Below are 4,669 nucleotides of genomic sequence, written 5' to 3'. Positions count from 1 at the left end.
CCACTCGTCGCGCACCGCCGCGTCGAGCGAGGTGTCGAGGAGGAGTTCCACCGACTGGACCACGGTAGGCAATGATGACGGGGTGACCGACGACACCGCAATGCTCCACCGCCACCGCATCGGACTTCTCGAGGGCGACGGCATAGGCCTCGAGATCGTGCCGGCGACCCGCACGGTCGTCGACACCGCCGTCGCGGCGGCCGGGGTCGCTATCGACTGGGTGCCGTTGCCGGTGGGTGCCACCGCGATCGACACCCACGGCAGTCCCCTGCCGCAGGTGACCCTCGACACCCTCGCCGAGCTCGACGCGTGGATCCTCGGCCCGCACGACAATGCCTCCTACCCACCCGAGTTCCGGGGTCAGCTCACCCCGGGCGGACGGATCCGCAAACACTTCGACCTGTACGCGAACATCCGGCCCGCTTCCGCGTTGCCCGGGGTGCCGTCGGTCTCGCCGAGGATGGATCTCGTCGTCGTCCGGGAGAACACCGAGGGCTTCTACGCCGACCGCAACATGGCCGTCGGCAGCGGCGAGTTCATGCCCACCCCCGACATCGCCCTCGCGGTCGGGGTGATCACGCGCGCTGCCTGTGAACGCATCGCGCACACCGCCTTCGACCTCGCGTCGCGTCGCCGCAAGCGCGTCACCATCGTGCACAAGGCGAACGTGCTCTCCCTCACGACCGGCCTGTTCCGGGACGTGTGCCAGGAGGTGGGGCGTCTCTACCCGAGCGTCACCGTCGACGACCAGCACGTCGACGCGATGGCCGCGCTGCTCGTGCGCCGCGGCGCGGAGTTCGACGTGATCGTGACGGAGAACATGTTCGGCGACATCCTGTCGGACCTCGCGGCCGAACTGTCCGGCTCGCTCGGCACCGCGGCGTCGATCAACGCATCGCGCACGAAGGCCATGGCGCAGGCCGCGCACGGCGCGGCACCGGACATCGCCGGGCAGGGCCGCGCCAATCCGATCGCGCTGATCCTGTCCGCCGCCATGCTTCTCGACCGTCTCGGTGCCCGAGCGGACATCGAGTTCTCCGCCGCCGCCCGCAACATCGAGGACGCGGTACGCGCGACGGTCGCGGCGGGTGTCGCCACCGCCGATCTCGGTGGCACCGCCTCGACGGACGAGTTCACCGCCGCCGTCGTCGCTCGCCTCGAGGCCTGAGCTTCGGTTTGCGTTCGCCCCCCTCCCGGGTTGGATACTGTTCGACTGTGAAACGAGCAGTGCACACCCGCCGCGCGACCTCGTGGGTGCGTGGTCGCGCCCGGACCCTGAGCAGGCTGGCGGGGGGAGTGGCGGTGCTCGCCCTCGCGACCGGGTGCGTGGTGAACACCGAATCGACCGTCCCGCCCGGCGACCGGATCGGCGTCGAGAAGGTCGACGCCATCGCGAGCCGACTGCCACCAGACGTCGCCGACGGCGGAACCCTCGAGGTCGGGGTGAACGTGCCCTACGCCCCCAACGAGTTCAAGGACGACGACGGAACCATCGTCGGTTTCGGCGTCGAGCTCGTCCAGGCCGTCGGCGACGTCCTCGGTCTCGAGGCGGTGTTCGACGAAGCGGACTTCGACCGGATCATCCCGGCCGTCCAGGCCGGCACGTTCGAGATGGGCTCGTCGTCGTTCACCGACACGAAGGAACGCGAGGAATCGGTCGACTTCGTCACCTACTACAGCGCCGGGGTGCGGTGGGCGCAGCGCACCGGCGAATCCGTCGACCCCGACGACGCGTGCGGACTGCGGGTGGCGGTGCAGACCACCACGATCGAGGACCTCGAAGAGATCCCGGCCAAGAGCGAGGAGTGTGTCGCCCGCGGGCTGCCGCCCATCGACAAGGTCAAGTACGACAGCCAGGACGAGGCCGCCAACGCCCTGATCCTCGGCCGGGTGGACGCACTGTCCGCCGACTCGCCGGTCACGGCGTACGTCGTCTCCCGCAGCGAGGGACGGCTCGAACCGGCCGGTGAGGTCTTCGACGCCGCGCCCTACGGATTCGTCGTCGCCAAGGGCTCGCCGTTCGGTCCCGTACTGCAGCAGGCGGTGCAGTATCTCATCGACTCCGGTGCGTACGGCGAGATCACCGCGCGCTGGGGCATGGAGGACGGCGCGATCACCGCCTCGCAGATCAACGGCGCGACGAGCTGAGAAAGGGAACCATGAGCGAGTCCACGTCCGCGAGAACCGCGGAACAGCGACCGGACGAACCGGAGCCGATACGCGCAGTACCCCTGCGTCATCCCGGACGATGGATCTCCGGCGCGATCGTCCTGATCGCACTCGGGTTGTTCGCCTGGGGAGCGGCCACCAACGAGGCCTACCGCTGGGACATCTACGCCCGGTACCTGTTCGATGCCCGTATCACCGCGGCCGCGTGGAAGACCGTGCAGCTGACGGTTCTGGCGATGCTCATCGCCGTGCTCCTCGGCGTGGTGCTCGCGGTGATGCGCCTGTCCCCGAATCCCGTCCTGCGTTCCGTCGCATGGCTGTACCTGTGGGTCTTCCGCGGAACCCCCGTGTACGTGCAACTCGTGCTGTGGGGGCTGTTCCCGTCGATCTACAAGCAGATCGACCTCGGAATCCCGTTCGTCCACCAGTTCGTCCACATCGACGTGCAGGGCCTGAACGCGGCGTTCCTGTTCGCCGTGATCGGCTTGGCGCTCAACGAAGCGGCGTACATGGCGGAGATCGTGCGCGCCGGCATCACTTCCGTGCCCGAAGGACAGCTCGAGGCGTCCACCGCGCTCGGCATGTCGTGGTCGCAGACGATCCGCCGCACCGTCCTCCCGCAGGCGATGCGGGTGATCATCCCGCCCACCGGCAACGAGCTGATCAGCATGCTCAAGACCACGTCGCTGGTCGCCGCCGTGCCGTACAGCCTCGAGCTGTACGGTCGCGCCCGCGACATCTCGGGCGCGAACTTCCAGCCGATCCCACTGCTGCTCGTCGCCGCGACCTGGTACCTGGCGATCACCAGCCTGCTCATGATCGGCCAGTACTACCTCGAACGGCACTACTCGAAGGGTCTGACCCGGCAGCTCACCGCCCGTCAGCTGCAGGCACTCGCCGACGCACAGAACGCACCGGTCACCGAGGCCGGCAAGCCGACGCCGAAGCCCGGCGCACCGGGGGAGGAACGCATATGACGTCCGTCGACACGCCGATGGTGCGGGCCGACCGGGTCTGCAAGAGCTTCGGCGCCGTGAAGGTGCTCAAGGGCATCTCGCTCGAGGTCGGACGCGGCCAGGTGACCTGTCTGATCGGCCCGTCCGGATCGGGCAAGTCGACCTTCCTCCGGTGCATCAACCACCTCGAACGCGTCGATGCCGGTCGCCTGTACGTCGACGGGGATCTCGTCGGTTATGCCGAGCGCGGCTCGAAACTGTACGAACTGCACCCGCGTGCCGCCGCGAAGCAGCGCCGCGACATCGGCATGGTGTTCCAGCATTTCAACCTGTTCCCGCACCGCACCGTGCTGGACAACGTCGTCGAGGCACCGATCCTCGTGAAGAGGATCAAGCGCGGCGAGGCGGTCGAGAAGGCCCGCGATCTGCTCGCCCGGGTGGGGCTGGCCGACAAGGTCGACGCCTATCCCGCGCAGCTCTCGGGCGGCCAGCAGCAGCGCGTGGCGATCGCCCGCGCGCTCGCCATGGATCCCAAGCTCATGCTCTTCGACGAGCCCACCTCGGCCCTCGACCCCGAACTCGTCGGCGAGGTACTCGCGGTGATGCGCGATCTCGCGGACGGCGGCATGACGATGGTCGTCGTCACGCACGAGATGGGCTTCGCGCGGGAGGTCGCAGATCAACTGGTCTTCATGGACGGCGGTGTCGTGGTCGAGGCCGGCGATCCCCCGCAAGATCCTGGCCGACCCGAAGGAGAGCCGTACTCGGGAGTTCCTGTCCCGGCTGCTGTGAACGCCGGACCCTGAACCCGGCGGGGGTCGGGAGCCGGGATCAGGCGGGTTTGCGGCTGCAGAAGATGGCGGTGCCCGGGAAGATCGATCCGCGCAGCGGGCTCCACTGCCCCCACTCGCGATCGAGATGCTCGGGCCACTCGGGTTCGACGATGTCGTAGACCTCGAGCCCGGCGGCGACGAGTTCGCGCACCCGGTCGCCCACCGTGCGGTGGTGCTCGGCGTAGGTCGCGCGACCCGTCGGGTCGACCTCCACGTAAGGGGTCCGGTCGAAATAGGGGAACATCGCGACGAGGCCCTGTTCGCCGGGGTCGTCGGGGAAGATCCACCGCATCGGGTGGTTCACGGAGAACACCCATCGTCCGCCGGGGCGCAGCACCCGCGCGACCTCGCGCATCACCCGGGCGGAATCGGCGACGAAGGGCACCCCGCCGAAGGCCGAACACACGATGTCGAAGCTCGCATCGGCGAACGGCAGGTTCTCGGCGCCGGCCTGTACGAGCGGAACCGCCCGGCCGGAGGCGGCCGTCGCCGTGCGTCCGCGCTGCAGCATCCCCATGGAGATGTCCAGTCCGACCGCGCGGGCGCCCTGTCCCGCCAGCCAGCGGGCGCACGGGGCCGAACCGCATCCGAGTTCGAGGACGTCGCGTCCGGAGACCGGGCCGAGCAACTGCACATCGGCCTCGTGCAGACCCTCCGGGCACCACACGAACTCGCCGTCGGCCGAATCCGCGCCGAGGAAATCGCCGTGGG

General features: G+C 69.1%; 4 protein-coding genes and 1 pseudogene. 4 read left to right on the top strand and 1 reads right to left on the bottom strand.

Features of this window, described 5'->3' with window-relative positions; translation table 11 throughout:
• Positions 1-100: 100 nt before the first annotated feature.
• The 4 genes and pseudogenes from R1101_RS0116280 to R1101_RS27085 all read left to right on the top strand — a co-directional run bounded on the left by R1101_RS0116280 (position 101) and on the right by R1101_RS27085 (position 3,917).
• On the top strand, positions 101-1,168 hold the full coding sequence (locus R1101_RS0116280; RefSeq protein ID WP_016934442.1) for an isocitrate/isopropylmalate dehydrogenase family protein: 1,068 nt from the start codon (positions 101-103) through the stop codon (positions 1,166-1,168).
• An 86-nt stretch (positions 1,169-1,254) separates the two neighbouring features.
• On the top strand, positions 1,255-2,148 hold the full coding sequence (locus R1101_RS0116275; RefSeq protein WP_198420287.1) for an ABC transporter substrate-binding protein: 894 nt from the start codon (positions 1,255-1,257) through the stop codon (positions 2,146-2,148).
• Positions 2,149-2,159: 11 nt separating this feature from the next.
• Positions 2,160-3,146, top strand: a complete 987-nt coding sequence (locus tag R1101_RS0116270; RefSeq protein WP_016934440.1) for an amino acid ABC transporter permease — start codon at positions 2,160-2,162, stop codon at positions 3,144-3,146.
• Positions 3,143-3,917: pseudogene (locus R1101_RS27085) on the top strand (amino acid ABC transporter ATP-binding protein). The gene R1101_RS0116270 and the pseudogene R1101_RS27085 overlap by 4 nt, the downstream one beginning before the upstream one ends.
• A 39-nt stretch (positions 3,918-3,956) precedes the next feature.
• Here the strand turns inward: R1101_RS27085 and R1101_RS0116260 are convergent.
• Positions 3,957-4,669, bottom strand: a 713-nt coding sequence (locus R1101_RS0116260; RefSeq protein WP_016934439.1) for a class I SAM-dependent methyltransferase, incomplete at its 5' end; no start/stop codon positions are given.

Source organism: Rhodococcus sp. R1101 (assembly GCF_000278445.1).
In the GTDB taxonomy this organism is placed as follows: domain Bacteria; phylum Actinomycetota; class Actinomycetes; order Mycobacteriales; family Mycobacteriaceae; genus Rhodococcus; species Rhodococcus gordoniae.
The sequence above is the reverse complement of the archived record's forward strand: the minus strand, read 5'-3'. Positions and strand labels throughout refer to the sequence as shown.

Coding starts and splice junctions, on each gene's coding strand:
- R1101_RS0116280 (WP_016934442.1), top strand. CDS start 101: ATGCTCCACCGCCACCGCATCGGACTTCTCGAGGGCGACGGCATAGGC.
- R1101_RS0116270 (WP_016934440.1), top strand. CDS start 2,160: ATGAGCGAGTCCACGTCCGCGAGAACCGCGGAACAGCGACCGGACGAA.